The organism is Nocardia higoensis NBRC 100133 (assembly GCF_000308595.1).
In the GTDB taxonomy this organism is placed as follows: domain Bacteria; phylum Actinomycetota; class Actinomycetes; order Mycobacteriales; family Mycobacteriaceae; genus Nocardia; species Nocardia higoensis.
Genome location: NZ_BAGA01000138.1, coordinates 42,949 through 66,516, shown reverse-complemented (window position 1 = coordinate 66,516; position 23,568 = coordinate 42,949). Strand labels below are relative to the sequence as shown.

The following is a 23,568-nucleotide window of genomic DNA, read 5'->3' as shown; positions in this document are numbered from 1 at the left end:
TGTGTTAGAGACTGCGGAGTCCAACAAGCACCTTCTCGAGGGTGGTGGAGTCGAGAACCAGGTGGTCGCCGTAGCGCCCGGCTCGTGGATGACGCACGGTGATCTTGCCCGCCGCCAGCAGGTCGGAGAGCAACACCGTGGTGATGCCGACCGGCAGCCGCAACTCGGCCGCGATCTCCACCACCGAGGTGGGGGAACGGCAGATGCGCAGGATCGCGGCGTGCTCGGAGGGCATGCCCGGCGCAGGCTCGGATTCGCTGACCACCAGGGTCACCAGATCGAAAGAGTCCGTGTCGGGTTGGCTGCGGCCACCGGTGAGCGTGTAGAGCCGGTCGGGGCTGTCGTCACGTCCCGGTCTGGATCTGCTCACGTTCTGCTCGCCCCGGCTACTCGCGGTGCGGCGGTGAGCTGATCGCCGAGCTGCTCGACGAGTTCGCGCATGTTGTGGCCGATCAGTCCGGCGTCGGCGTCCTCGTCGGCCAGCACGGCCAGATGCGCGCCGAGGCCGGCTTCGACGATGAACAGGATGCCGCCGTAGAACTCGGTCATCGATTGGCGCACACCGCTTCTGCCGTCCCCGAATTCGGCCGAGGCGCCGTGGGCGAGGGACTGGATGCCCGCGGCGATGGCGGCCAGCTGGTCGGCCTTGTCGATGGTCAGCTCCGGCGTGTGGCAGATCTTCAGGCCGTCACCGGACAGCAGTAGCGCGTGCCTGGTCTGCGGGGTGCGCTGTAGCAACTGCTCGAGCAGCCAGCCGAGCTGAGCGGGGGTGGTCGAAGAGGTCATCGATCGTTCTCCAGAGCGACGGGCGGGGACGGGGGGACGTGATCCTGGGCGTCACGCCCGGCGAACGCCCGTTGGAAAGCTCCCAGCGCGGCGGGCCGCGTGGGCGGCGACGTCGGTTCCTGCGCGGCGCGCAGGGTGGCCGAACCCGGGGTGCGCTTTTCGACCAGGCCCTCGGGGTGGGCAGCGGCCAGCGTCTGGCCGCGCTTGCGCTTCGGCAGCGGTGCGTCGTCGCCGAGCAGTTGAGCCCGGGCCGGTTCCTGGTGCGCTTGCGGCGCGGACGCGACGGCCGCGATGGGAGCGGGGGCCGAGGCCCGGACCGAGGCGGGTGTGTGGGCGTTGTCGAGCTGGGCGGTGAGTTCGCGCGGGACCACCACGACCACCGCGGTGCCGCCGATGGCCGACGGGCGGTAGGAGACGGTGAGACCGTGCTTGCGTGCCAGGTGGCCGACGACGGCGAGGCCGAGCCGGGTGCCGGTGAGCGCGGCCAGGTCGGCCTCGGCCTGAGTGTTGCCGTCGCGCCCGCTCGACACCGCGAGTTCGGCTCGGCGCAGCGCGGATTCGCCCATCACCAGGCCGCTGTCCTCGATGGTGACGATGACGCCCGCGGGGACTTCGGCGGCGTAGACGTGCACTTCGGTGGTCGGCGGGGAGAAGTTGCAGGCGTTGTCGAGCAGCTCGGCGAGTGCGTGCATCACGCCTTCGGCGGCGTGCCCGGCGACGGCGATCTCGGCGATCGCGCGCAGCCGCACCCGCTGGTAACCGGCGACCCGGCCCATCGCGCCGCGCAGGATCGACTCCATGCTGATCGGCTTGGCCCAGCGTCTACCCGAGCGCGCGCCGCTGAGTACCGCGATGGAGTCGGCCAGCCTGCCCGCCTGGGCCGTGCGGTGGTCGAGCAGCAGCAGATCGGCCAGCACCTTGGGATCTTCGTGACGGTGCTCCATCTCGCGCAACTCGGCGAGCATGCTGGTGGTCATCGCCTGGATGCGTCCGGCGGCGCCGGCGAAGGCGGCCAGCGCGGCGGTCCTGCGGCTCTCGTCGCGGCGGGCGACGTCGATCGCCCTGGACGTTGCGGCGCGCTCCTCGGCCACCATTGATTCCATTGCCGCGCAACGACTCTCGGCATCCTGACGGCTGCGCTCGGCCTCGGCGGCCCGGCTCTCGGCGGCGGTCACCGCACGCGCGGTCATCGCGGCTCTACGGCGGAACCAGAGCGCGGCGAACACCGCGATCGTCAGCAGGGCGCCGACGACGGCGATGCCGACGGTGAGCGGGATGCGGGCCCATCCCTCCGTGAGCAGGTAGGCCGCAGCGGCCGATCCGGCGGTGACGGCGATACACAGTGCCGGGACCGTTGCGAGGGCCGCACGCCCGGGAACCGTCTGTTCGTCCGCCGACGGATTCGATGAATCTGACACGCCCTGCACTTTCACGCTCGCGGGGGCTGGCCCGTGCTGTCGCAGCTCCCCTTCTGCGTCGCCGAGTCGATCGAAATACGCGCCCCGACAAGCATCAATCGGGCCAAAGCATAGCCAGCTCCATGGGCATTGGCCACCCGGGGACAAACGCCCTGGCAGGGCGGTCCGTCGGGTTGCGCAGCGGGCGATCCCGGTGTGCAAGCGGCTGATTCAGCGGGAGTCGGCGCCCCGAGCGCCCGCCTCGGCCGGGATGTCGAATTCGGCGATCACGGGCGCGTGGTCGCTGGCGCCCTTGCCTTTCCTGGCTTCTCGGTCGACGCCCGCGTCGACGACGGTGGCCGCCAGAGCCGGAGAGGCCAGCACGAAATCGATGCGCATGCCTTCCTTGCGTGGGAAGCGCAGCTGGGTGTAGTCCCAGTAGGTGTAGACGCCGGGGCCGGGAGCGAACGGGCGCATCACATCGGTGAATCCGGTGTCCAGGACGGCGGTGAAGGCCGCGCGCTCGGGACCGGAGGTGTGCGTCTTGTCCCGGAACAGCTCCGGATTCCACACGTCGTCATCGGTCGGCGCGATGTTCCAATCGCCGACCAGCGCGATCCTGGCCTCGGGACGTTCGGCCAGCCACCGCTCGGCATTGTCGCGCAGCACCGACAGCCATTCGAGTTTGTAGGTGTAGTGCGGATCGTCGAGGGCGCGGCCGTTGGGCACATACAGGCTCCACACCCGCACGCCACCGCAGGTCGCCGCCAGCGCCCGCGATTCCACCACCGGGCTGGGCAGCAGGGCGGTCGCGGCTTCCTTGTCGAAGCCGGGCTGGCCGGGGAAGGCGCTCGCCACGTCGTCGAGTCCCACGCGGGAGGCGATGGCCACGCCGTTCCACTGGTTCACGCCGAGGTGGGCCACCTCGTAGCCGAGTTCGTCGAAGCGCTCGAAGGGGAACTGGTCGTCGCGGCACTTGGTTTCCTGCATGGCCAGCACGTCGATGTCGTGCTCGTCGAGCCAGGCGGTCACCCGGTCCACTCGGGAGCGGATCGAATTGACATTCCAGGTGGCCAGTCGCACGAAAGAGCCTTCCTCACCGCGGGCGGTGCCGGGGTCACGACGCCGGGGCGGCGTAGCGGTAGTGGTGGTGGTCGACGAAACCGAGGTCGCGGTAGAGCGCGAGCGCGCCCGCGTTGTTCGCGGCGACCTGGACGTAGGCGTGGGTGGCGCCGCGATCGCGGCCCCAGCGGATCAGCTCCGCGTTCACCAGGACGGCCAAGCCGTGCCTGCGATGCTCGGCGGCGACCGAGACACAGGTCAGCCCGACCCAGCGGCGGCCGTCGGGGGCGGTGGTCAGCGCACCGCGGGCGATGGCGATGGGGCGGGGCAGGCCCAGCGAGGCGAAGCCGAGCGCGCCCTCACGGACCGCCGTGAGCACCTCGTAGTCGGGCGGGGCGACCGGCTGCTCGGGCGGCGCCTCCCCGCGCAGCGCGTGCATCTGCAGCCAGGCCTCGTCGGGTTCGGGCGCGATGCGGACCATCGACGGACCCTGGGGGAGTACGAAGTTCTCGATATCGATGCCGAGCACCAGGGTCTCGCCCCAGGTGTGCCAGCCCGGCGGCGCGGGCGCCAGCCGGTCGGGCAGCACCAGGCGCGGCGGCAGCTCGCGCGCGGCGAACCATTCGGTCAGCCGGTGCAGCACGTCGCGGCCCAGCAGGGCGGGTCGGCCCGGAAGTCCGAGCGGCACAGCCGAATTCGCGCGGTCGGTGTAGCCGTGCCCGGCGCGGGCCAGCCAGCCGTCGATCATCTCGTATTCCAGGCCGGGCCAGGCGTCGGCGGCCGCCGCTTCCAGTGCGCGGATCTCGCCGGTGCGGACCGGGCGGGGGCCGAGGGCGCGCAGCGCGACGATCTGGTCGGCGGTGACGGTGACGGTGCCGCCCGCGCTGTCGCGCACGGTCAGCGGGTCCAGCGCGAGTACCTCGCCGATCACGTCGGTCAGCGGCGGGGAACTGCCGGCGGGCAGCCGGTAGCGCAGCACCACCCGGCGGCCGGGTTCGATCGCCGGCGAGGGAGCCGGATCAGTCGTCATGGCCGAACGGGTCCGGCACGTCGCCGGGGACCCAGCTCAGGCCCGGCGTGCCCCAGCCCCTGCGCTTGATCGTCTTCTTCGCCGCGCGGGCGTGGCGGCCGATCAGCTTGTCGACGTAGAGGAAGCCGTCGAGATGGCCGACCTCGTGCTGCAGCATCCGCGCGAAGAAGCCCTCGCCGCTGATGTCGACCGGGTCGCCGTTCTCGTCGGTGCCGGTGACTCTGGCCCACTTCGCGCGTCCGGTCGGGAACTGCTCGCCGGGCACCGACAGGCAGCCTTCCTCGTCGTCGTCCGGGTCGGGCATGGTCTCGGGGATCTCCGAGGTCTCCAGCACCGGGTTGATCACCGCGCCGCGCCTGCGTACCGGCTTGCCGTCCGTGCCGAAGTCGGGGCAGTCGTAGACGAACAGGCGCAGCGGGACACCCACCTGATTGGCGGCCAGGCCGACGCCGTTGGCGGCGTCCATCGTCTCGTACATATCCGCGACCAGACCCGCCAGTTCCTCCGGGGAACGGTCCACCGGTTGGGTCGGATTGTGGAGCACCGGGTCGCCGACGATCACGATGGGGAGGATTGCCATGACCGGAAAGCCTACCCGCCGTGCCATGTTGACCAGCGGCGGACCGGAACCCCGAAGCGCGGACCTACCGGCCGGTAAGCAACACGCCGCGGTTTGGCCCGGGACGCCTACGGTCACCGTGGTTCAATGAACCGCGACGGACGAGCACCCTATTTTTCGTCTGGAGAGCACTCGGCGAGGGAGCGAGATGGACGGCGCAGCGGCTCGGAATCCTTCCGCGATCGGCAACGACCTACCCACCGGCGGCGACGCGGGTGCAAGTGGTGTGGACGGCAACAGCGCAGGCGACGCGGCGCCCGACCCCAGCGGACTGTCCCGCCGCGAACTCGACATCCTGGCCTTCGAGCGGCAGTGGTGGAAGTACGCCGGCGCCAAAGAAGAAGCCATCCGCGAACTGTTCGGCATGTCCCCGACCCGCTACTACCAGGTGCTCAACGCCGTGGTGGACCGGCCGGAGGCGCTGGCCGCCGACCCGATGCTGGTGAAGCGACTGCGCAGGCTGCGGGCGAGCAGGCAGAAGGCGCGGGCCGCGCGGCGCCTCGGTTTCCAGGTATGAGCTCGCGGTCGGTGGATGCGATGTCGGCGGCGATCGCGCGTTTCGCGGGCCCGATGCGGGCGCGCTCGGGGTTCGAGCGACTAGGGTCGGCACGGTGAGCTACCCCAATCCCACCTCCGGCGGGCCGCCGTTGCGCGCGCTGGCGATGGTGTTGATCGCGCTGGCCATCGTGTTCGCCGGCCTGGGCGCGATGTCGATGTCGAGTGCGGATTCCGACGGCGAGGATTCCGCCGCCCCGGCGACCTCCACGGCGGCCGCCGCGCCGACGACGACCACCACCGCGGCCCGGACGCCGACCGCGACGGCCGAGGCCGAAAAGACCACCGTGGCGACCAGCGCGACCGAACCGCCCGAGACGCCGCTGGCCGCGCCGCCCGCCCCCGGCCTCGACCGGTCGGTGCCGGTGCAGGTGCTCAACAACAGCCTGGTCGTCGGCCTGGCCGGACGCACCGCCGACAAGCTGGCGGCCAGCGGCTGGACCAACGTCAGGGCGGACAACTACGCGGCCGGTACGATCGCGGAAACCACTGTGTACTACGGGAATTCGCCGAGCGATAAGGCGGCGGCGGAAGCCATCGCCGCCGAACTCGGCGCCGCTGTCGCGCCGAAGTCCCCCGGTCTCGGCGACGGCTCGGCAGGCGTGGTCGTGATCTTGACCGGGAACTGACCGCGCGGCGCGGACACGGCCACGGCCCGGCGAGGGGGCGCTCAGCCGGAGGGCGTGACGGGCGTGGCATCATCGTGACCGGTAACGAAACGCGTCCACCCAGCCCTATTCGAACTCGGTACTCGTAAAGGAGTTCCCCGATGGCCTCGTCCACAACTCGTCGCCCGTCCTGGCGGACTGTGCCCCCGGTGCTTGCGGTCGCGGTCTTCGGCCTCGCCGCCTGCTCGAACAGCCAGGAATCCAGCGATGTCAAAGGAACGACGCCACCGGTGTGGACCGGTTCGTCCGGGCCCGCGGCAACGGGCGAGGAGCACGGGCAGGGCGCGGACTCCGGTAAGCCGCACGCGGACGCCACCGCCGAACTGAAGAACGCCTCCGGCTCCTCCGTCGGTACCGCCACCTTCACCGAGGAACCCGGCCACCTCGTGGTCACCGTCGAGGCCAGCGGTCTGCAGCCCGGCTTCCACGGCCTGCACCTGCACCAGGTCGGCAAGTGTGAGCCCAACTCCACCGCCCCCAGCGGCGGCCCGGCCGGCGACTTCCTCTCCGCGGGCGGCCACCTCCAGGTCGGCGGCAACGACGCGCATCCGGCCAGCGGCGACCTGACCTCGCTGCAGGTGCGCTCGGACGGCTCGGCCAAGCTCGTCACCACCACCAGCTCGGTGAGCCTGGACCAGATCAAGGGCAAGGCCCTGATCATCCACGCGGGCGCCGACAACTTCGGTAACATTCCTGATCGATACCAGCGTGAAGGGGGCGCCGGTCCGGACGCCACCACGCTGTCGACCGGCGACGCGGGCGGAAGGGTCGCCTGCGGCGTCGTCCAGTAGCCGGACGGGGGATCGAGATGGCCGGGGCAATCCAGAACATCGAGTTCGGGGGATCACCCCGGCCGACCATCGGGATCGAGTGGGAGATCGCGCTGGTCGACAAGGTCACCAGGGATCTGTCCAACACCGCCGCCGCGGTCTTCGACGCGGTCGGTGACCCGCGGGCCTGGGACGGCACGCCGCAGGTCTCCAAGGAACTGCTGCGCAACACCGTCGAGCTCGTCACCGGCGTGCACGAGACGGTGGGCGGCGCGGTCGAGGATCTCGGCGGCACGATGGACAAGGTCCGCCGCGCCGCCGACGGCCTCGGTGTCGACCTGTTCTGCGCGGGCACCCATCCCTTCGCCCAATGGTCCACCCAGCAGCTCACCCGCTCGGCGCATTACGACGAGCTCATCGAGCGCACCCAGTGGTGGGGCAGGCAGATGATGATCTGGGGCGTGCACGTGCACGTCGGGGTCTCCCATCGGGAGAAGGTGTTCCCGATCCTGAACGCGCTGCTCACGACCTACCCGCATCTGCTGGCGTTGTCGGCGTCCTCGCCGATGTGGGCGGGCGCCGACACCGGGTACGCCAGCAATCGCACGCTGATGTTCCAGCAGCTGCCCACCGCGGGCCTGCCGTTCCAGTTCGAGAACTGGAGCCAATTCGAGAGTTTCGTGCACGACGAGACGAAAACCGGTGTGTTCGAACATCTCGGCGGGCTGCACTGGGACATCCGGCCCGCGCCCAAGTGGGGCACCATCGAGGTCCGCATCTGCGACGGCGTGCCCTCCCGTGCCGAGCTGGCGGCGCTGGCGGCGTTGATCCACTGCCTGGTGGTGGATCTGGACGCGCGCGTCGAGAACGGGGAACAGCTGATCACGCTGCCGCCCTGGCATGTGCAGGAGAACAAGTGGCGGGCCGCGCGATACGGGCTCGACGCCATCGTCATCACCGATGCCGACAGCAACGAGCGGCTGGTGACCGACGACCTGATGGATCTGCTGAACCGGCTGGAGCCGACCGCGAAGAAGCTGGGCTGCGCGGACGAACTCGCCGCGGTGGCCGAGATTCCCGAACGCGGCGCCTCGTATCAGCGTCAGCGCAAGGTCGCCGCGGCCGCGCAGGGCGATCTGGTGGCGGTCGTGGACGCTCTGGTGAAGGAACTCGAGCACTGACCCTCGACGACCGGCTCGCGTGACGTCGGCGCCGACGAGCGTGCCCGTCGGTTGTCGGTTGTTCAGTCATCCGGCGGGGCGCCGTTCACCGTCCGTTTACTATGGTCGGCGTGCTGGTCGAGAACCCGAATTCCACAGAGAAGCGCGCCTCGCGGACGGTGCTGTCGTCTCGTCTGCGGATTCGGATGATTCTCGCCGGTGTACCGCTGCTGCTGATCGCGTTGCAGATCGTCGCGCTGCGCAACGGTTTCGAGGGGCCGCTGGAGAGCCTGTGGAAGGACTACGCGGGCACCCCGAAGTCCATGTCGGTGCCGTGGGCCGGGCTGCTGCTGGCGCTGGTCGGAATCTCGATGCGGCGCAGGCTGATCGCGCTCGGCGCGGCGGTCGCCATCGATCTGGTCGCGGCGGGGGCGCGGCTGCTGGCCGGTGCGCCGCCCACCATCGGCAACGGCCCGGTGCTCGTGCTCACCGCCCTGGCGCTGATCGCCTGGCTGCGCTGGCGCGGCGTCGACCAGCGCAATGCCTTGCGGGCGGCCGGACTCGGCGCGCTGCTGATCCTGGCGACCAAGGTCGGCGATGTGTGGCTGAGCCTGACGGTGACCGCCTCGCCCGAAGTGCTCGACGAATACGTGATGCTGGCCGACCACGCGCTCGGCGACCCGTCCTGGGTGATGGGCCGCGTGCTCGACACCCTCGGCCCGGTGGTCTACGCGGTACTGCACTGGGTCTACATCGAACTGCCGGTGGCCGCGATCGTGGTGGCGGCATGGCAGTTGCGGCGGGTGGTCGACTCCGGCCGCTGGCCCGGTCACTACCTGGTCCGCACCTTCCTGGTGCTCGGTCTGGTCGGTCCGTTGATCTATGTGTTCTTCCCCGTCGTCGGACCGATGTTCGCCTTCGGTGCCGACGGGCACGGACTCCAGGTCGGCAACTACTGGCCGGACATGGTGCCGCCGATCGACCGCAACCCCTCGGGTTTGGCCTTCGACGAGGCGACGCCGCGCAACTGCATGCCGTCCATGCACACCGCGTGGGCGCTGTCGGTGTTCCTGCACAGCCGTCGCGACATCGACGGCTCGCTCGCGCCGCGGCTGCTGCGCTGGGGCGGCACCTTCTGGTTGGTGGCCACGCTGGCCGCGACCCTCGGCTTCGGCTATCACTACGGCGTCGATCTGGTGGCGGGCGCGGTGCTGTGCTTGACCGTGGACTCGGCGCTGCGCGATCCCGAGCGCGGCTGGGGGGCGTTCCGGGTGCGGCTGGTCGCGGGCGGCGCCGCGTTGTTCGTCGCGCTGCTGCTGGCCTACCGCTATCTGGCGGTGCAGATGGCCGACCATCCGGTGCCCGCAGGCGGCATCGTGCTCGCACTGCTGGCCGCGATGATCGCGGCGTACCACGCGACGTGGTTCGCCAGGCGGCAGCGCGAGGACGTCCCCCTCGGCGAGTCGGTCGGCGCGGTGCGCTGAGGCCGACCCCGGGGCGTTCGCTCAGGGCACTTCGGGACCGTCGAGGGCGTTGCCGAGTTCGTTGACGCGCAGCAGGCCGTCACGGTGACGCTGCTCGCGATAGGCGGTGCGGCCGAGCAGATGGGCGATCACCGGGGCGGTCAGCAGGGTGAACAGGCCGACCAGCGCGAGCAGCCAGATGTTGCCGCGGCCGTAGAGGTTGATCGCCGCGCCGAACAGCACCATGACCAGACCGACGATCTGCGGCTTGGTGGCCGCGTGCATGCGGGTCAGTGAGTCGGGAAAACGGACGATGGCGATGGCGGCGGTGAACGACAGGCCGGATCCGCCGAGGATCAACAGCCCAGACAGCGCGTCGCGGACAATGGTCATCAGTCGTCCTTCACTCGGAAGCGGGTGACGGCGGCCGAGCCGAGGAAGCCGACCAGCGCCAGCGCGATGATCCCGGGCAGCACCAGGGTGGTGCCGGTGTAGGCGGCCCACACCGCCAGGCCGGAGGCGAAGATCGCGGTCAGCGAGTCCATGCCGACCATGCGATCCAGGGTGCTGGGACCGGCGAGTATGCGATAGCTGGTGATCACGGCGGCGGCCGACAGGAGCACGGCCGCGATGGTCATGACGACGGTCAACTGGTCACCTCCTCGTCCATTGCATAGTGGCGGCTCATTTCTTGCGCAGCGGGTGCTTGGGGACCGACCGCTCGAAGGCGGTGATCAGCAGCCGCTCCAGGGTGCGGGTCTGGCGGTAGAACTTCTCCACGGCCTTCTCGCTGCCCACGTCGAGTACGTGCACGTAGACCAGGCACCGCGCGCGGTCGATCTCGAGCACCATGGTGCCCGGGATCAGGTTGAGCAGGTCGGTGGTGAGCACCAGCACCAGATCCGAGCGGGTGCTCAGGCCCACCCGCAGCACGCCGGAGACCGGCGGCGGGCCGGGCCGGAGCGCGAACCAGGCGATCTGCAGACTCGACTCGATGGCGTAATAGGTGCCGATGACGCTCGCCTGCACGATCGCGAACGGATGGAACCGGCCGGTGACCGGCATGCGCGGCAACGGCAACGCGACCATGACGATCGTGCCGACCGCCAATCCGGCCAGCACGTTGGCCACGCTCAGATCGCCCCACAGGGCGGTGTAGACCATGGCCAGCCACAGCAGTACGCCGACGCGGACCAGCTGCTCGCGGCTGGGCTGCCACCAGGGCCCGGAGGACCGGTCGGCGGTGCTCATGGCTTCGACATCGGTCATCGGTACTCCTGCGGGTCGCCCAGTACGGCGCCGGTGTACACACCCGGGTCACGTAGTTCGACGGCGGCTCGGTCGGCGATGCCGAGGATGGGACCCGCCAGAATGGTCATGGCCACGCCGACGGCGATCAGCCCGGCGGTGGACAGCAGCATCAGCGCGGGCATCCGGCCGGGGTCGACACGCTCGTCGTAGAGCACGTCGGTCGAGTCCTCCACCAGCGTGGGCGGGCGCGCGGCCGCGAGATGACCTTCGGGGGCCTCGGCGCGGGGGCGCCAGAACGCCTTCGCCCACAGCAGCGCCACCACGTAGAGGGTGAGCAGGCTGGTGATCACCGAACCGGCGACCAGCACCCAGGCCAGCACGCCGCCGTCGTCCGCGCCCGCCTGCAACAGCGCCACCTTGCCGATGAAACCGGAGAACGGCGGGATGCCGCCCAGGTTCATGGCCGGCACCAGGTAGAGCAGGCCGAGCAGCGGGCTGGCGGCCGCAAGTCCGCCGAGTCTGCGCAGCGAGGTGGATCCGGCCTGCCGTTCGATGAGACCGGCCACCAGGAACAGCGCGGTCTGCACGAGGATGTGGTGGGCCACGTAGTACACCGCGCCCGCCATGCCCGCGGTGCTCGACAGCGCGACGCCGAAGATCATGTAGCCGATATGGCTGACCAGCGTGAACGACAGCACTCGCCGGATATCGTTCTGGGCGATCGCGCCGAGGATGCCGACCAGCATGGTCAGCAGGCCGCAGACCATCAGGATGTTGTCGAAGGCGCCGTCGGGGAAGAACAGGCTGTTGGTGCGGATGATCGCGTACACACCGACCTTGGTGAGCAGGCCGGCGAAGACGGCGGTGACCGGGGCGGGCGCGCTCGGGTAGGAGTCGGGCAGCCAGTTCGACAGCGGGAACATGGCCGCTTTGATGCCGAAGGCCACCAGCAGCACCGCGTAGGCGGCGGTGCGCACACCCTCGGGAATCGTCTCCAGCCGCAGGGCCAGCTGGGCCAGGTTGACCGTGCCGGTGGTGGCGTAGACCAGCGCGATGCCGACCAGGAAGATCAGCGACGACGTCATCGAGACCATCACGTAGGCGATGCCCGCGCGGATGCGCTCGGTGGTCGCGCCGACGGTGAGCAGCACGAACGAGGCGGCCAGCAGGATCTCGAAACCGACGAACAGGTTGAACAGGTCGCCGGCCAGGAAGGCGACCGCGATCCCGGAGGTCAGAACGAGATAACTCGGGCGGTAGATCGAGGTGGGCTGGCGGTCGTCGCCGTCGCGGATGTTCTGGCCCGCGCCGTAGATCGCGACCGCCAGCAGCACGATCGCCGAGACCAGCAGCATGGCCGCGGAGAGTCGGTCGACCACCAGGGTAATGCCGATCGGGGTGTCCCAGCCGCCCACCTGCAGCGCGGTGGTGCCGTCGCGGTCGGCCAGGAACAGCAGCATGCCCGAGATGACCACGATGGCGGTCAGCGCGACGAGCATGACGGTGCCCTGCACGCGCGGGCTGCGGCCGAAGATCAGGCACAGCGCGGCGGCCAGCATCGGCACCAGCACCGGCAGCGGCGCCAGGACGGTGATGAGGTCGGCGGAGAGGGTCACTGATCGGGCTCCTCGCCGTCGCGACGCGCGGCGATCTCCGCGTCGTCCTGATCGGTCTGCACGTCGTCGGTGGTGGTCAGCTGATAGGAGCGGTAGGCGAGGGCGAGCACGAACGCGGCCAGGCCCATGGTGATGACGATGGCGGTGAGCACCATCGCCTGGGCCAGCGGGTCGGCCATCTCGTCGGTCTCCGCTCCCGAGCCGAGGAAAGGCGCGGCGCCGCTGGGGCCGCCGACGGTGAGGATGAGCAGGTTGACGGCATTGCCGAACAGGATCATCCCGAGCAGCATGCGCGAGACCGCGCGCTCCAGGATCAGATACACACCGCACGCGGTGAGCACGCCGATGATGATCAGGATCGTCAGGTTGGCACTCATCTGTGGGCGCCCTCCGTGTCGCTGTCGTTGCCGGCGACCCCGCTGTTCGCGTGACCGTTGGCGGTGGTGCCGTTGCTCTCGCGGCCGTTCGCCGTCATGCCGTTGGCCGTCCTGCCGTTCGCCGCGGCGCCCTTGGCCGCCGTGTCATCGGCGGTCGCGGCCTTGGCGCCGGTGCCGACCGACGAGGCCGTCTCGGGCAGTTCGAGGTCCAAGCGGGCCCCGAGGCTGCGCAGCACATCCAGCACCAGGCCGACCACGATGAGATAGACGCCGAGGTCGAAGAACAGTGCGGTGACCAGCTTGATGTGGCCGAGTACCGGCAGCGTCACCTCGATGATCGACGAGGACAGCGGCGGCGCGCCGAGCAGCAGCGAACCCACCGCGGTGCCGGCCGCGAGCGTCAGGCCCGCGCCGAGCAGATGTCCGGCGTCGACCGGCAGCGCCTCGCCGAGTTCGTATCGACCGCCGGCCAGATAGCGCAGGGTGAGCGCCAGGCCTGCGGTCAGACCGCCCGCGAAACCGCCGCCGGGAGCGTTGTGCCCGGCGAAGAAGAAGAAGATCGACAGCACCATGATGGTCGGGAAGACCAATCGGGTGGTGACCTGCAGGACCATCGAGCGCTCGCGGCGATCGACCAACCGTCCGGCGGGCAGCCAGCTCACCGCGTCGGGATCGTAGTTCGGGGAGTCGGCGGCGCGCGGCGCGCTGCCGAACCGCCTGGTGCGGAACACCAGCGAGGCCACGCCGGTCGCGGCGACGATCAGCACCGTGATCTCGCCGAGGGTGTCCCAGGCCCTGATGTCGACCAGCAGCACGTTGACCGCGTTCTTGCCGCCGCCGAAGTCGTAGGCGGCTTCCGGGATCGTCTTCCAGATCGGCTCGGCCGTGCGGGCGGCCATCGCGAAACCGGCCAGCACCGCCACCGTGACGCCGACCAGCACGGCCAGGATCGCGCGGCGGACTTTGAAGGCGGCCACCCGGCTCGCCTCGATCTCGGCGGGGAACCCGCGCAACACCAGCACGAAGACCACCAGGGTGATGGTCTCCACGAGGAACTGGGTGAGCGCCAGATCGGGGGCGCCGTGCAGCGCGAAGATCACACCGCAGCCGTAGCCGGTGGCGCCGACGACGATGACCGACGCCAAGCGGTTGCGCAGGACCGTGGCCGCCAGCGCCATCATCACCATGATCACGCCGATGACCACCTGCAGCGGGTTGTCCCACAACCGCAGGTCCACGCCGGTGCGGGTGCCGAAGGCGAGCAGGATCACCGGCAGCAGGACCAGCGTGCAGAGGATGGTCGCCTGACTCAGCGGCAGCGAACCGCGCTGCACCGCGCCGGTCATCCGCAGCGACAGCGTGGTCATGCCGCGCAGTGTCGCGTCGTAGGCGCGGTCGGCGTTGCCGAGCATGTGATGCTTCGGATCGACGATGCGCCCGCGGACCAGGAACAGCGCGACACCGCCCGCCACGATGACCACCGTCAAGGCCAGGGCGAGCGTGAGGCCGTGCCACAGCGCCAGATGATCGCGCAGCTCGCCGGGCAGGGTGCGGGCGTAGGGGGTGAGCAGCTCGTCCATCCACGGCGCGGCGAGGCCCGCCGCGAGACTCGCCACCGCGAGCAGGGCGGGCGGTGTGACCATCAGACGGCCGGGACGGTGCCAGTCGACTTCCGGCACATCCGCCTTGTCGGCGAAGGCGCCCCAGACGAAGCGGGCGCTGTAGCCGACCGTCAGCGCCGAGCCGACGACCAGGACGGCGGCCAGCGCGATCCGCGCCGGATCGGTGAGATTGCCCGCCTCGAGTTCCGCGGCGAGGGCGGCTTCCTTGCCGACGAAGCCGAACAGCGGCGGGATGCCCGCCATGCTCAGCGCGGCCAGTGCGGAGAACCCGAGCAGCCAGGGTTCGCGTTTGCCGAGCCCGGTCAGCTGTCGCAGGTCACGGGTGCCCGCGCTGTGATCGATGATGCCGACCACCATGAACAGCGACGCTTTGAACAGCGCGTGCGCGACGATCATCGCGACACCGGCCAGTGCGGCCGCGGGGGTGCCGATGCCGACCAGCAGCACCATGAAGCCCAGCTGGGAGACGGTGCCGAAGGCCAGCACCAGTTTCAGGTCGGTGACCTGCAGTGCGCGCCAGCCCGCCAGGATCATCGTCACCGCGCCGAGGGTGAGCACGATCGGATGCCACAGCGGTGAGTCGGCGAAGCCGGGCGCCAGGCGGGCGATCAGATAGACGCCGGCCTTGACCATCGCCGCCGCGTGCAGATACGCGCTGACCGGGGTGGGCGCGGCCATCGCGCCGGGCAGCCAGAAGTGCAGCGGGACGATCGCGGACTTGCTCAGCGCGCCGACCAGCAGCAGCACCACCGCCACGGTGACCGCGGTCCCGCCGGGCGGCTCCGGCATGGCGATGATCTCCGAGAGCCGGTAGGTGCCGGCCGACTGGCCGAGGATGATGATGCCGACCAGCATCGCCAGGCCGCCGGAACCGGTGACCAGCAGCGCCTGCAGTGCCGCGCGCCTGCTCGGCCGGGCGGTGTTGTGGCCGACCAGCAGGAACGACAGGACCGTGGTGATCTCCCAGAAGACGAACAGCAGGAGCATGTTGTCGCTGGTGACCAGGCCGAACATGGCGCCGGCGAAGGCGACGAGGTAGGCGGCGAACTGCCCGAGCCCCGGTTCGTCGTCTTCGAAGTAGCGCATGCAGTACAGCAGGACCAGCGCGCCGATCCCCAGCACGAGCACGGCCATCACCGCGGCCAGGGAATCGAATCGCAGGTCGAAGTTCATCGAGATACTGGGCGCCCATTCGAGCTGGACATCGCTGGTCGTACCCCAGTTCGCGATCACCCAGCCGAGTGAGAGGAAAGGCACGAGAGCGAGTGCAGCGAAAGACCGGCGACCCCACATCCGCACGCAAACGGGCGCGACAAGCGCGGCACAGGCGTGTGCGAGCAGAATTATGAGCAAAACTGCACTCCGTCGGGTAGTAGCGGCGGGGTGGTTGTCTGCTCATCCTATGTGGCGTTTCCAGCCGGAAGTCGGGCGGGTCGGCTCTTCTTTGTGTAACGGCTGGTCAGTCGGGGTATCCGTACTGCCACTCGGCACGCCACCCACACCATCGGATTGGCACGCCCGTCCTGGACTGTCGGGAGTGTGCGACCGCGACGGCGGGGACGCCGCTCATCCGCGCGAGTCGGCGTAGCGACGCAACGACTCCACTTGATCCGAATCCAGTGAGGGACGCACCGCGCGGCGCGCTGTTTCGACATCGGCGGCCGTCACATCGGCGGCCTCGACATCGCGGCGCATGGCGGTCAGCGCGGCCTCGCGCAACAACGCAGCACAGTCCGCGGCGGAGTAGCCGTCGAGATCGGCGGCCAGCGCGGCCAGGTCCACGTCGGCGGCCAGCGGCACCGACTTGCCCGCGGTGCGCAGGATCGCCAGCCGGGCCTCGGCGTCCGGTGGCGGCACGAACACCAGCCGTTCCAGGCGGCCCGGGCGCAGCAGCGCCGGGTCGATGAGTTCGGGGCGATTGGTCGCGCCGAGCACCACCACATCGCGCAGCGGTTCGACGCCGTCGAGCTCGGTGAGCAGGGCGGCCACCACCCGATCGCCCACCCCGGAGTCGCCGGTCTGGCCGCGCCGCGGGGCGAGCGCGTCGACCTCGTCGAGGAAGATCAGCGAGGGCGCGGAGTCACGGGCGCGCTGGAACAGCTCGCGCACGGCGCGCTCGGACGAGCCGACCCACTTGTCCATCAGTTCGGCGCCCTTCACCGCGTGCACACTGAGCTGGCCGGAACCGGCGAGCGCGCGCACCAGGAAGGTCTTGCCGCACCCGGGCGGGCCGTAGAGCAGCACCCCGCGCGGTGGCTCCACGCCGAGCCGGGCGAAGGAGTCGGGGTGGCGCAGCGGCCACAGCACGGCCTCGGTGAGCGCCTGCTTGGTCTCGACCATGTCGCCCACGTCGTCGAGGCCGAGACTGCCGACGGCCAGCTCCTCGGTACCCGAGCGCGACAGCGGGCGGATCACCTCGAGCGCGCCGAGCAGGTCGTCCTGGGTCAGCTCGGGAGCGGCTCCGTGCCTGCTGGCTCGCGAGGCCGCCCGCAACCCGGCCTCCCTGGCCAGCGCGGCCAGATCGGCGACGACGAAACCCGGCGTGCGCGCGGCGACCGCGTCCAGTGCCAGCTCCCCGGTGGGAACCTTGCGCAGCACCTGCTCGAGCAGCGCCCGGCGCACCGGCGCGGTCGGCAGCGGCAGCGCGAGTTCCCGGTCGCACAATTCGGGGCCGCGCAGCCGGGCGTCGACCCGGGTCGGGTGCGCGGTGGTGGCCAGGAACGCCACGCCCGGCCCGGACACGGCGGCGCGCAGCTGGTCGAGGATCAGGGTGGCCACCGGCTCGGGCTGTTCGGGCAGCAGCGCGTCGATGTCGCTGACCAGCAGGACCCCGCCCTGCCCGGAACCCACTTCGGCCACCGCCGCGGCGACCTCCCGCAACCGGGCGCCGCTCTCGGCCGCGCCCACGGTCGGGCCGTCGAGTTCGATCAGCCTGCGCGGAGCCGCGACCGCGCGCGCCAGGGTGGCCTTGCCGACGCCCGCGGGTCCGGTGATCAAGACACCGAGGCGGGCGTTCGCGCCGAGCGCGCGCAGCAGTTCGGGCTCGTCCAGCGCCAGGCTCAGCCATTCGGCGAGCTTGGCGGCCTGGGCGTGCACGCCGGTCAGGTCCTCCGTCGGGATCGGCGCTTCGGCGGAGGTCCAGCGGCGGCCGGCGATGGCCGCGCTCGGCGACTGCACGGCGGTCGCGTCGAAGACCGCCGCCTCGGTGGCCGCGTGCGAGGCCGGACCGCTGGGTATCGGGTCGCCCGCCGCCGCTCGGTCCACGGCCTCGCGCGCGGCCATCGCGCCCGCCGTCCACGACACCGCCGTGTTCGGCTGCACGCTGACCGGGCCCGGCCCGGGATCGGTGGCGGTCACCGTCAGCAGCTCGGTGGTCCAGGCGATGCCGAAGGTGCGCGAGAGGGCCTGGCCCGCGGTCGCGGTGGGCATGTCGGGGCCGAGATCGCGGGGCAGCAGCGACACCGTGTCGCCCACGGTCACCACCTTGCCGAGCAGCGCCTGGCGCAGCGTCGCCGCGGGAATACTGCGGGTGGCGTGCACCGATCCGCTCAGCACGACCTGCCGCGCGCCGTGCACGAGGGCGGGCGCGACGACGACGGTCTGGTTCTCCTTGATGCCCGCGTTGGACAGCGTGACGTCGTCGAGCAGCGCCACTCCGGCCGGAGTCCCCGCCGGAGCCAGCGCGACGACGGCCGCGGTATGCCTGGCTCCCGACAGCGCGATCCCGTCCCACTCGCGCAATCCCAGCGCCGCCAGCGCTTCCGGGTGCAGCCGCACCACCCCGCGCCTGGCGTCGGCGGCGGAGGGATTCAAGCGAGCGGTGAGCGCCAGTTCTGCCACTGTGCCATTCTGCCCGCTGTCCGGGAGTCCGCCATCGCGCCCGGTTCCGTCACCGCTTTGGGGCGGAGACGGTCCTCGCGCTCGGGCCGATCCTGGGTGCCGGGACTACTTCGCGGCCGGAGTGAGCAGCCCCGCCGCCTCGGCGACGGTCTTGTCGGCGTTCGCTTCCGCCAGGCACACCAGCTTGGCGGTGCCGAGGGCGACGTTCGGGCTGCCCGCGTACTGGCTGTCCGGGTGCTCGGTGAGGATCGCCTCGACGACGGCCTGCTCGGCCTCGGTGTCGAGGGTCTTGAACTCCGCGCAGGTGGTCTGCGCGGTCTTGTCTGCCGAGTCGGCGGCTGCCTCGCCGGAATCCGAACCGCCACAGCCGGAAAGGGCCAGGGTCAGCGCCGCTGCGGTGGACAGGACGACGGAAAATCGCTTCATGCTCGCTCTTCCCGGGGGTGCTATCAGGCGCCGGAGCCTCCGGCGCGATCGCAGAGCCTACCCGCGGGTATCGGGAAGAGCGCTGGGGGTCGCGGGAGTCAGGGGGCAGCGGCGTCGTGGCGGCGTGGCGGAGCGGAATCGGGATCGGGGCCCATCCGGTGCTCGAGGACCAGTTCGAGTTCGGTCGCGGTGGGCAGGCGTTCGAGGCGTTCCTCGTCGGTGAGCGGAGGCGTGCGCGGGGGTGGGGGCGGTGCTGCCGCGGCGGGTTCCACGACGCGGCGGTCGTCGGATTCGATCAGGGTGAGCGGCGGGGCCGTTTCCGGGCGGCGGTGGTGGTGGAGCAGGGATCGCAGATTCACGGCCTGATCACCTCACTCGAGTAGGTGGGACGCTGACAGTTGTCTCATCGGTCTCGGGATGCCCGATGCGACAACGTCTCTGCCGTGTCGTGCCGATTCGTGATGCAAATGTCGTCGGGGTGTGGCGCGGGCCGCGCGGTCTACGATGGGCCGGGACCGATCCGTCCGACAACGGAGGTGCCCATGGCCGAAAGCCTCGAAGCAGAAGTCGACATCGTCGCTCCGCCCGAAAGAGTCTGGAAGATCCTCACCGATCTCGATCGGATGCCGGAGTTCAGTCCGACGACCAAGGCCATGAAGCCGCTGGGCACGCCGAAGGCGGGGACCTGGACGGTCAACTGGAACAAGGCGGGCTGGCGGGTGTGGCCGACCAGCTCGCGCATCGTCTCCTACGAACCCGAGCGCGAATTCGCCTTCCGGATGAACGAGAACGGCGTCACCTGGCGCTTCACCCTGGAGCCCACCTCGACCGGCACCCGGCTGACCCAGCTGCGCGATGCCTCGGCGGGCGTGCGCTGGGCGCCTCGCAAGGCCATCGACCTGCTCTTCGGTGGCGAAACCGCCTTCGAGAAGCAACTGATCGGCGGCATGACCACGACGCTGGCCAGGATCAAGGCCGCCGCCGAGACGACGACGGCCTGACCGGCCGTTGTCGCCGGGCTACTTCCAGTTCGGCAGGGTGACCACCTGCGCGGCGTAGGAGAGTCCGGCGCCGAAGGCGATCAGCAGGGCGGTGTCGCCGGGACGTGAATCTCCTTTGCGCAGCAGTGCTTCCATCGCCAGCGGGATCGAGGCGGCCGAGGTGTTACCGGTTTCCTCGATGTCGTTGGCGAGCGCGCAGTTCTCCGGCAGCTTCAGCACCCGCGCCATGATCTCGATGATCCGGCCGTTGGCCTGGTGCGGGATCATGGCCTGCAGGTCGTCGGTGGTGAGTCCGGCCCGGTCGATCGCGTCGCGGCAGACCTTCTCCAGCGAGTGCGCCGCCCAGCGGAACACCGCGGTGCCCTCCATCGCCAGATAGGGGCGGACCGCCTCGAGCCCCTTCTCCTCGATCTCGGCGAAGAACTCGACCCAGTCCTTGGTCTGGCGGATGGCGTGGTGCTGGGTGCCGTCCGAACCCCACACCGTGGGGCCGATCCCCGGCTCATCGGCCGGGCCGACCACCACCGCGCCCGCGCCGTCGGCGAACAGGAAGGCGGTCGAGCGGTCGGTCATGTCGACGGTGTCGGTGAGCTTCTCGACGCCGATGACCAGTACTTTCTTCGAGGTGCCCGCCCGGACGAGGTCCGAGGCCATGGCCAGGGCGTGGCAGAAGCCCGCGCACCCCGCGGAGATGTCGAAGGCGGCGGCGCCGTTCATGCCGAGTTCGGTGGCGATGCGCGGGGCGGCGGCGGGAGTGAGCAGCAGGTGTGTGGAGGTGGCGACGATGACGCAGTCGATCTCGTCGGCGGAGACCTCGGCGGCGGCCAGCGCGTCGCGCGCGGCGGCCACGCTCATCGATCGCAGGGTTTCCGTGGCGTCCGCGAATCGCCTGGTTCTGATCCCGGAGCGGGTCCGGATCCATTCGTCGCTGGAGTTGATCGGACCGGCGATCTCGTCGTTGGTGACGATCCGGGCCGGGCGATAGACGCCGAGTCCGAGGATCGCGGTGTTTTCGACGCCGGTCGTCTGGGCGATGCGTACGGACATGTGCGTCTCCTGGTTACCTGCGGATTCTGCTTCGAACTCCCTTAGACATGAGGCACCCTCATATTAGCCCCCGGGTTGCGGACGCGCCGCCGGATCGCCATATCGGTGAGCGGGACCGGACTTCGGGAACCGGACCGGGACGAGCGCAGAGCGCCCGAGTGGACGTTCGGCGTACTGTGTGGTGGCTTGCAACCGAGCGCATCGAGCACGAAAGAGGAGTCTGTGGCACGCCGTCCCACCCCGCCCGGCACACCCGAGACCACCGGGGTCGGCCATATCGTCGATCTGGTGCGATCCACGATCCCACCGCTGCACCCCGCCGGACTGCCGTTCGTGGCCGTTCCGCTCGCGGTCGCGGTCGCCGCGGGCAAACGCAGGTGGCTGCGCCGGGCCGGTCTGGTCACCGCCGCCGCGTGCGCGGGTTTCTTCCGCCATCCGCATCGGGTGCCGCCGAACCGGGCCGGCGTCGTCGTCGCTCCGGCCGATGGTGAGATCGCCCTGGTCGACAGCGCCGCACCGCCCGCCGAACTAGGCCTGGGCGATCAGCCGCTGCCCCGGGTGAGCATCTTCCTCTCGGTGCTCGACGTGCACGTGCAGCGCACCCCGGTTTCCGGCGTGGTGCGCGAGGTCAGGCACCAGAGCGGGCAGTTCAAGTCCGCCGACCTGCCCGAGGCGAGTGCGGTCAACGAGCGCAACAGCATGGTTCTGGAGACGGCGAAAGGCGCGACCGTGGTGGTCGTGCAGATCGCCGGCTTGCTGGCCCGGCGCATCGTGTGCGACGCCCAGGTCGGCGACGTGCTGACCATCGGCGACACCTACGGCCTGATCCGCTTCGGCTCCCGGGTCGACACCTATTTCCCGGTCGGCACCGAGCTGCTGGTGCAGCCGGGCCAGCGCACCATCGGCGGCGAGACCGTCCTCGCCCAGCTGACGTAAGGGAGTTGCCGTGATGGAGGCGGCCACGCCGTCCCCCAGGCGCCGCCGTCGCAGCATTCGCCTGCTGCCGAGCGTCGTGACGATCCTGGCGCTGTGCTCGGGGCTGTCGTCGGTGAAGTTCGCCCTCGACGGCGATCTCGCCGTGGCGCTGGCCATGATCGGCGCCGCCGCCGTGTTCGACATGCTCGACGGCAGGCTGGCGCGGATGCTCGACGCGACCACCAAGATCGGCGCCGAACTGGATTCGCTGTCCGACGCGATCTCCTTCGGCGTCGCGCCCGCGTTGGTGCTGTATGTGGCGCTGCTGGACGACAACAGCATCGGCTGGATCGTGGCGTTGCTGTTCGGGGTCAGCATCGTGTTGCGACTGGCCAGGTTCAACACTCTGCTCGACGACGACAACCGCCCCGACTGGGCGCGCGAGTACTTCGTCGGCGTGCCCGCGCCCGCGGCGGCGCTGATCGCGCTGGTGCCGATCGCGCTGCTGGTGCAGTTCGGCGACGGCTGGTGGGTCGGCTTCTACGAGGTCGCGGCGTGGACCGTGCTGGCGGCCGCGCTCGCGGTGAGCACCATCCCGACACTGGCGATGAAGTCGGTGTCGGTGGCTCCGCAGGCCGCGGCCGGACTGCTGGTGCTGGTCGCACTGGCCGCCGCGCTGCTGGTCACCTACCCACTGATCCTGCTCATGGTGCTGGTCGCGGTCTACCTGGCGCACATTCCGTTCGCCTGGCATTCGCAGCGCTGGGTCGCCGCGCGGCCGGAGACCTGGCAGCACAAGCCGGCCGAGCGCAGGGCGCAGCGGCGGGCCCAGCGGCGCATCCCGGCCATGCGCCCCGCCATCCGCGGCTCCAGCGCCCGGCTGCGGCTGCGCAGGCCGGGGGCCAAGCAGCTGACCGAGAGTCACGAGGGCTGATCCGGTAAGGAGGCGCCGGTGGACGAGGACGGGCTGCGCGTATTCGAGGCGCAGCGCAGGCGCTTGTTCGCGCTCGCCTACCGGATGCTCGGCTCGGCGACCGAAGCCGAGGACGCCGTGCAGGAGACCTACCTGCGCTGGGACGGCGCCGACCGCTCCGGGATCCACTCCGCCGAGGCCTGGCTGACCACCGCCGTGGTGAACCTCTGCCGCACCTGGCTGGTCTCGGCCCGCGCCCGGCGGGAGACCTACACCGGGCCCTGGCTGCCCGAACCCGTGCCCACCTCGGAACTCGGCCCGCTGGAGACCGTCGAACTGCGCGAGTCGGTTTCGCTGGCCCTGCTCGCCGCCCTGGAACGGCTGAACCCGCTCGAACGCGCGGTGTTCGTGCTGCGCGAGGCCTTCGGCTATCCGCACCGGGAGATCGCCGAGATGCTCGAGATCTCCGAGGCGGCCTCCCAGCAGGCGCTGCATCGTGCGACGGAACGGGTCAGGCGCGGCCGCCCGCGGTTCCAGCCCTCCGGTGCGGCCACGCGAGAACTGCTGGAGCGCTTCCTCACAGCCGCGAACACCGGCGACGTCGACCTCCTGCGCTCGGTGCTGTCCAGGGACGCGACCGCGACCGCGGACGGCGGCGGCGCGGTGCACGCCGCCCGGCGCCCGGTCGTCGGCGGCGACCGGGTCGCCGCCTACCTGCACGGCGTGGCCCGGCGCGGGGTGCCCGGCATGGTGCTCGGCCTCGAAGAGGTCAATGCCGCACCGGCGCTGGTGGTCCGGGTGGACGGCCTGCCGGTGCTGGTGATGAGCCTCGACGTGCGCGACGGCGAGATCCACGCGCTGTGGCTGTCGGTGAACCCCGAGAAGCTCGCCTACTACACCCGGGCCACCGCGACCGCGTGATCGCTCGCGAACACCGCGAAGACGCGGTCGTACTCGGCTCCGGTGACCGGCGTGGTTTTCCGGCTACACCGCCGCCTACGACGCCTACCGTGGGCGCACCGACCGGACATTGCGCATCTTCGCGCTGAC

The 23,568-nt window shown here is 70.6% G+C and carries 25 protein-coding genes; 9 read left to right on the top strand and 16 right to left on the bottom strand.

The window, feature by feature from the left end; all coding sequences use genetic code 11:
* Positions 1 to 4: 4 nt before the first annotated feature.
* From ON26_RS24970 to ON26_RS24945, 6 genes are all read right to left on the bottom strand, one after another.
* A complete protein-coding gene (locus ON26_RS24970) occupies positions 5 to 370 on the bottom strand; it encodes a DUF742 domain-containing protein (RefSeq protein WP_040799184.1) in 366 nt (121 codons plus the stop codon).
* A complete protein-coding gene (locus tag ON26_RS24965) occupies positions 367 to 786 on the bottom strand; it encodes a roadblock/LC7 domain-containing protein (protein WP_040799182.1) in 420 nt (139 codons plus the stop codon). Before ON26_RS24965 ends, ON26_RS24970 begins: the two co-directional genes overlap by 4 nt.
* On the bottom strand, positions 783 to 2,204 hold the full coding sequence (locus ON26_RS24960) for a sensor histidine kinase (RefSeq protein ID WP_040799340.1): 1,422 nt from the start codon (positions 2,202 to 2,204) through the stop codon (positions 783 to 785). Before ON26_RS24960 ends, ON26_RS24965 begins: the two co-directional genes overlap by 4 nt.
* Before the next feature lie 210 nt (positions 2,205 to 2,414).
* Positions 2,415 to 3,266, bottom strand: a complete 852-nt coding sequence (locus ON26_RS24955; RefSeq protein WP_051027526.1) for an exodeoxyribonuclease III — start codon at positions 3,264 to 3,266, stop codon at positions 2,415 to 2,417.
* 34 nt (positions 3,267 to 3,300) lie between these two features.
* On the bottom strand, positions 3,301 to 4,275 hold the full coding sequence (locus ON26_RS24950) for an N-acetylglutamate synthase, CG3035 family (RefSeq protein ID WP_040799181.1): 975 nt from the start codon (positions 4,273 to 4,275) through the stop codon (positions 3,301 to 3,303).
* Positions 4,265 to 4,855 carry a peptide deformylase gene (locus tag ON26_RS24945; RefSeq protein WP_040799179.1) on the bottom strand — a complete coding sequence of 197 codons (591 nt, stop codon included), beginning with the start codon at positions 4,853 to 4,855 and terminating at the stop codon, positions 4,265 to 4,267. Before ON26_RS24945 ends, ON26_RS24950 begins: the two co-directional genes overlap by 11 nt.
* Before the next feature lie 187 nt (positions 4,856 to 5,042).
* Here ON26_RS24945 and napA point away from each other — a divergent pair, with 187 nt between their 5' ends.
* From napA to ON26_RS24920, 5 genes are all read left to right on the top strand, one after another.
* Positions 5,043 to 5,411, top strand: coding sequence for a nucleoid-associated protein NapA (gene napA, locus ON26_RS24940; RefSeq protein ID WP_040799177.1), 369 nt, complete (start codon positions 5,043 to 5,045; stop codon positions 5,409 to 5,411).
* Between the two features lie 94 nt (positions 5,412 to 5,505).
* A complete protein-coding gene (locus ON26_RS24935) occupies positions 5,506 to 6,078 on the top strand; it encodes a LytR C-terminal domain-containing protein (protein ID WP_040799175.1) in 573 nt (190 codons plus the stop codon).
* A gap of 140 nt (positions 6,079 to 6,218) precedes the next feature.
* Positions 6,219 to 6,908 carry a superoxide dismutase[Cu-Zn] gene (gene sodC, locus ON26_RS24930; protein ID WP_040799173.1) on the top strand — a complete coding sequence of 230 codons (690 nt, stop codon included), beginning with the start codon at positions 6,219 to 6,221 and terminating at the stop codon, positions 6,906 to 6,908.
* Positions 6,909 to 6,925: 17 nt separating this feature from the next.
* Positions 6,926 to 8,068 carry a glutamate--cysteine ligase gene (locus ON26_RS24925; protein ID WP_040799171.1) on the top strand — a complete coding sequence of 381 codons (1,143 nt, stop codon included), beginning with the start codon at positions 6,926 to 6,928 and terminating at the stop codon, positions 8,066 to 8,068.
* A 185-nt stretch (positions 8,069 to 8,253) separates the two neighbouring features.
* The gene (locus tag ON26_RS24920) at positions 8,254 to 9,531 is read left to right on the top strand and encodes a phosphatase PAP2 family protein (protein ID WP_040799336.1); all 1,278 of its coding nucleotides are present in this window, start codon (positions 8,254 to 8,256) and stop codon (positions 9,529 to 9,531) included.
* Positions 9,532 to 9,552: 21 nt separating this feature from the next.
* Here the strand turns inward: ON26_RS24920 and mnhG are convergent, their stop codons facing one another.
* The 9 genes from mnhG to ON26_RS24875 form a co-directional block, all read right to left on the bottom strand.
* Positions 9,553 to 9,903 (bottom strand): monovalent cation/H(+) antiporter subunit G, encoded by a 351-nt coding sequence (mnhG, locus tag ON26_RS24915; RefSeq protein ID WP_040799168.1) that lies wholly within the window; start codon positions 9,901 to 9,903, stop codon positions 9,553 to 9,555.
* Positions 9,903 to 10,160 (bottom strand): monovalent cation/H+ antiporter complex subunit F, encoded by a 258-nt coding sequence (locus tag ON26_RS24910; RefSeq protein WP_040799165.1) that lies wholly within the window; start codon positions 10,158 to 10,160, stop codon positions 9,903 to 9,905. Before ON26_RS24910 ends, mnhG begins: the two co-directional genes overlap by 1 nt.
* Positions 10,161 to 10,194: 34 nt before the next feature.
* Complete coding sequence (locus ON26_RS24905) at positions 10,195 to 10,761, bottom strand: Na+/H+ antiporter subunit E (protein ID WP_245546042.1); 567 nt, start codon at positions 10,759 to 10,761, stop codon at positions 10,195 to 10,197.
* Between the two features lie 14 nt (positions 10,762 to 10,775).
* Entirely contained in the window at positions 10,776 to 12,377 is a 1,602-nt protein-coding gene (locus ON26_RS24900) for a Na+/H+ antiporter subunit D (protein ID WP_040799163.1), read from the bottom strand.
* Entirely contained in the window at positions 12,374 to 12,754 is a 381-nt protein-coding gene (locus ON26_RS24895) for a Na(+)/H(+) antiporter subunit C (protein WP_040799162.1), read from the bottom strand. The genes ON26_RS24900 and ON26_RS24895 overlap by 4 nt, the downstream gene beginning before the upstream one ends.
* On the bottom strand, positions 12,751 to 15,729 hold the full coding sequence (locus ON26_RS24890; protein ID WP_083884338.1) for a Na+/H+ antiporter subunit A: 2,979 nt from the start codon (positions 15,727 to 15,729) through the stop codon (positions 12,751 to 12,753). The genes ON26_RS24895 and ON26_RS24890 overlap by 4 nt, the downstream gene beginning before the upstream one ends.
* A 213-nt stretch (positions 15,730 to 15,942) precedes the next feature.
* A complete protein-coding gene (locus ON26_RS24885; RefSeq protein WP_040799160.1) occupies positions 15,943 to 18,216 on the bottom strand; it encodes an AAA family ATPase in 2,274 nt (757 codons plus the stop codon).
* A gap of 105 nt (positions 18,217 to 18,321) precedes the next feature.
* A complete protein-coding gene (locus ON26_RS24880) occupies positions 18,322 to 18,642 on the bottom strand; it encodes a hypothetical protein (RefSeq protein WP_040799157.1) in 321 nt (106 codons plus the stop codon).
* Between the two features lie 98 nt (positions 18,643 to 18,740).
* Positions 18,741 to 19,001 carry a hypothetical protein gene (locus tag ON26_RS24875; protein ID WP_040799155.1) on the bottom strand — a complete coding sequence of 87 codons (261 nt, stop codon included), beginning with the start codon at positions 18,999 to 19,001 and terminating at the stop codon, positions 18,741 to 18,743.
* A 183-nt stretch (positions 19,002 to 19,184) separates the two neighbouring features.
* Between ON26_RS24875 and ON26_RS24870 the strand changes: the two genes are divergently transcribed.
* Positions 19,185 to 19,643 carry an SRPBCC family protein gene (locus ON26_RS24870; protein ID WP_040799153.1) on the top strand — a complete coding sequence of 153 codons (459 nt, stop codon included), beginning with the start codon at positions 19,185 to 19,187 and terminating at the stop codon, positions 19,641 to 19,643.
* Between the two features lie 18 nt (positions 19,644 to 19,661).
* On the opposite strand, the gene ON26_RS24865 is transcribed toward ON26_RS24870, so the two are convergent.
* Positions 19,662 to 20,690, bottom strand: coding sequence for a beta-ketoacyl-ACP synthase III (locus ON26_RS24865; protein ID WP_040799151.1), 1,029 nt, complete (start codon positions 20,688 to 20,690; stop codon positions 19,662 to 19,664).
* Between the two features lie 222 nt (positions 20,691 to 20,912).
* On the opposite strand from ON26_RS24865, the gene ON26_RS24860 reads away from it, so the two are divergent.
* The 3 genes from ON26_RS24860 to ON26_RS24850 are packed head-to-tail and all read left to right on the top strand — an operon-like array spanning position 20,913 to position 23,439.
* Positions 20,913 to 21,626: a phosphatidylserine decarboxylase gene (locus tag ON26_RS24860; protein ID WP_040799149.1), complete on the top strand. Its 714-nt coding sequence runs from the start codon at positions 20,913 to 20,915 to the stop codon at positions 21,624 to 21,626.
* Positions 21,627 to 21,639: 13 nt separating this feature from the next.
* Positions 21,640 to 22,539: a CDP-alcohol phosphatidyltransferase family protein gene (locus ON26_RS24855; RefSeq protein WP_040799148.1), complete on the top strand. Its 900-nt coding sequence runs from the start codon at positions 21,640 to 21,642 to the stop codon at positions 22,537 to 22,539.
* A gap of 18 nt (positions 22,540 to 22,557) precedes the next feature.
* A complete protein-coding gene (locus ON26_RS24850) occupies positions 22,558 to 23,439 on the top strand; it encodes an RNA polymerase sigma-70 factor (protein ID WP_040799146.1) in 882 nt (293 codons plus the stop codon).
* Positions 23,440 to 23,568 lie beyond the last annotated feature (129 nt).

What these genes read in the sequence shown, in the direction of transcription:
- ON26_RS24965 (WP_040799182.1), bottom strand. Translation starts at nt 786, where the DNA reads ATGACCTCTTCGACCACCCCCGCTCAGCTCGGCTGGCTGCTCGAGCAG.
- ON26_RS24950 (WP_040799181.1), bottom strand. Translation starts at nt 4,275, where the DNA reads ATGACGACTGATCCGGCTCCCTCGCCGGCGATCGAACCCGGCCGCCGG.
- ON26_RS24945 (WP_040799179.1), bottom strand. Translation starts at nt 4,855, where the DNA reads ATGGCAATCCTCCCCATCGTGATCGTCGGCGACCCGGTGCTCCACAAT.
- napA (WP_040799177.1), top strand. Translation starts at nt 5,043, where the DNA reads ATGGACGGCGCAGCGGCTCGGAATCCTTCCGCGATCGGCAACGACCTA.
- sodC (WP_040799173.1), top strand. Translation starts at nt 6,219, where the DNA reads ATGGCCTCGTCCACAACTCGTCGCCCGTCCTGGCGGACTGTGCCCCCG.
- ON26_RS24925 (WP_040799171.1), top strand. Translation starts at nt 6,926, where the DNA reads ATGGCCGGGGCAATCCAGAACATCGAGTTCGGGGGATCACCCCGGCCG.
- ON26_RS24920 (WP_040799336.1), top strand. Translation starts at nt 8,254, where the DNA reads ATGATTCTCGCCGGTGTACCGCTGCTGCTGATCGCGTTGCAGATCGTC.
- mnhG (WP_040799168.1), bottom strand. Translation starts at nt 9,903, where the DNA reads ATGACCATTGTCCGCGACGCGCTGTCTGGGCTGTTGATCCTCGGCGGA.
- ON26_RS24905 (WP_245546042.1), bottom strand. Translation starts at nt 10,761, where the DNA reads ATGAGCACCGCCGACCGGTCCTCCGGGCCCTGGTGGCAGCCCAGCCGC.
- ON26_RS24895 (WP_040799162.1), bottom strand. Translation starts at nt 12,754, where the DNA reads ATGAGTGCCAACCTGACGATCCTGATCATCATCGGCGTGCTCACCGCG.
- ON26_RS24880 (WP_040799157.1), bottom strand. Translation starts at nt 18,642, where the DNA reads ATGAAGCGATTTTCCGTCGTCCTGTCCACCGCAGCGGCGCTGACCCTG.
- ON26_RS24870 (WP_040799153.1), top strand. Translation starts at nt 19,185, where the DNA reads ATGGCCGAAAGCCTCGAAGCAGAAGTCGACATCGTCGCTCCGCCCGAA.
- ON26_RS24865 (WP_040799151.1), bottom strand. Translation starts at nt 20,690, where the DNA reads ATGTCCGTACGCATCGCCCAGACGACCGGCGTCGAAAACACCGCGATC.
- ON26_RS24855 (WP_040799148.1), top strand. Translation starts at nt 21,640, where the DNA reads ATGGAGGCGGCCACGCCGTCCCCCAGGCGCCGCCGTCGCAGCATTCGC.